The 1,812-nt window shown below is 67.3% G+C and carries 2 protein-coding genes and 1 pseudogene; all 3 read left to right on the plus strand.

What is annotated here, in order from left to right; genetic code table 11:
• Positions 1-132 (plus strand): annotated as a pseudogene (locus tag NOD94_RS40970) (Hsp20/alpha crystallin family protein); the annotation flags it as partial.
• A 128-nt stretch (positions 133-260) separates the two neighbouring features.
• Positions 261-656, plus strand: a complete 396-nt coding sequence (locus NOD94_RS40975; RefSeq protein ID WP_281211328.1) for a DUF2267 domain-containing protein — start codon at positions 261-263, stop codon at positions 654-656.
• Positions 657-707: 51 nt separating this feature from the next.
• Entirely contained in the window at positions 708-1,154 is a 447-nt protein-coding gene (locus tag NOD94_RS40980) for a DUF2267 domain-containing protein (RefSeq protein ID WP_281211329.1), read from the plus strand.
• The last annotated feature ends 658 nt before the right edge of the window (positions 1,155-1,812 follow it).

Consider the following 1,812-nt stretch of genomic DNA (forward strand, 5'->3'; position numbering starts at 1 on the left):
CTCGACACCGAACGCATCGAGGCCGACTACGACGCGGGTGTCCTGACCCTGCGCATCCCGATCGCCGAACGCGCCAAACCCCGCAAGATCAGCATCAGCGGCTCCGGCGACCGCAAGCAGATCTCCGGCTGAACCAGCCCCACACCGCGGCGGTGGACCAGGGGTCCTGACCCCTCCCCCCGGCACCCTGGTCCCCGCCGGCCTTCTTCTCCTATTTTTCGCTCCCTCCCTTTTCCGTCTTCTCCCCTTGGGGTGACGTGATGGTGATGCGTCGGGAATCGTTTCTGGCCCACGTCCAGGAGCGCGGTCAGTACGCGACGCGTGAGGACGCCGAGCGGGTGGTCCGTGTCGTCCTGGGCCTGCTGGGCGCCCATCTGATCGGCACCGTGCGGGCCGAGCTCGCGGCCCGGCTGCCCGAAACGTACGCCTTGATCCTGCTCAACCCTTTGCAGGCCGCCGAACCGCTCTCGCCCGAGCGTTTCGTCCGCGCGACCGCCGCCTGGATCGAAGGCGCGACCGAGACCACGGCCCTGTGGGACATCGGCGCCGTACTGTCCACCGTCGCCGCCGCCGCGGGCGACGATCTCACCCACGAGATCCTGCTCCAGCTCCCGCCCGGCTACGACCTCCTCTTCGGCCACCCCCACCCCACCTGATCCACCCCGATGTCGATCAACCGTGACCTGCGCAGAAAGGCCGACCCCGTCATGTACGACCAGACCCGAACCGAGCGGTTTCCCACGGGCATGACGTACGACCAGATGCTGGAACGTGTCCGCTACGAGGGTGCCTACCCGACCCGTGAACGTGCCGAGGGAGCCGTCCGCGCCGTGCTGAGCGCACTCGGCTCGCAGATGGCCAACGACGAGCGTGTCGATCTCGCCCGCCGCCTGCCAGCCGAAGCCGCCCTCGCCTTGACATCGATCATCCCCGCCGCCGAGCGGCTGACCGGCTGGGGCTTCGTCAAGGACCTCGCCGCCCGCACCGGCATCAGCCCGGCCGTCGCGCGCTGGGACACCGGCGCCGTCCTCGCCCCTGTCTCAGCCCTCGCCGGCCCCGACCTCCTCGCCCGCATCCTCCAGCAACTTCCCGACGGCTACGCCCTCCTCTTCGGTCAGGCCCAACTCGGGCAACATCTGACCGCGGCCGCCTGACCGAGCCTGCCCGACGGCGAACCCGTCAGGGCGACGCCTGCCGGCGTGGCTGACAGCACTCGATTACCTCATCGGCGAGTCAGCGGAAATCTATCCCGGCCAGGGTAGACATTTGCTCATGCTGTGGTTATGGTTTCTCACGTAGCCGAGATCAGCAGGGCCTGGCAGAGATGAACTGCCAGGCGGTAGTACAAGCAGTGCGCAGGACGGTGCGGTCGTGGAGTGTCGAAGCCACAGTGGTTGCAGGATGGCGACGGGACTGACGGCCGGGCCGGGTGGCCCGCGGTGATCAGGGGCCACCACAGGTGGTACCGCAGTTAATGCAGTGGTGCAGTACCCGCAGTGAAGTTCAGTGAGTGGTACCTCGGTGAAGGCGTCGGGCTGCGGGCGCGCGCATCGGGAGGTTCGGCAGTGGGGTTCTAAGCCAGGGAAGACGCACGATGGGCGACGGGGCTGGCTGCCGAAGAGTGGCGCTGGAGTAGGCCACTGAGTAGTTCGCGTTATCAGCAGTACGAGTTGAGCAGTACCCGCAGTTCGCAGTAACAGCAGTACCGCAGTTCCCGCAGGTAAGCAGTTGATCGCCAGAGGGAAGAACGGAGGAGTTGAGGCGCCATCAGGATCGCCCGGACGCCACGCGAGTCCGGGTACCGCAGGACAT

It is taken from the genome of Streptomyces sp. Isolate_45 (assembly GCF_024721315.2).
Taxonomy (GTDB): domain Bacteria; phylum Actinomycetota; class Actinomycetes; order Streptomycetales; family Streptomycetaceae; genus Streptomyces.

Excerpts from the sequence above, each read along its gene's own strand:
- NOD94_RS40980 (WP_281211329.1), top strand. The coding sequence starts at position 708 with ATGTACGACCAGACCCGAACCGAGCGGTTTCCCACGGGCATGACGTAC.
- NOD94_RS40975 (WP_281211328.1), top strand. The coding sequence starts at position 261 with ATGGTGATGCGTCGGGAATCGTTTCTGGCCCACGTCCAGGAGCGCGGT.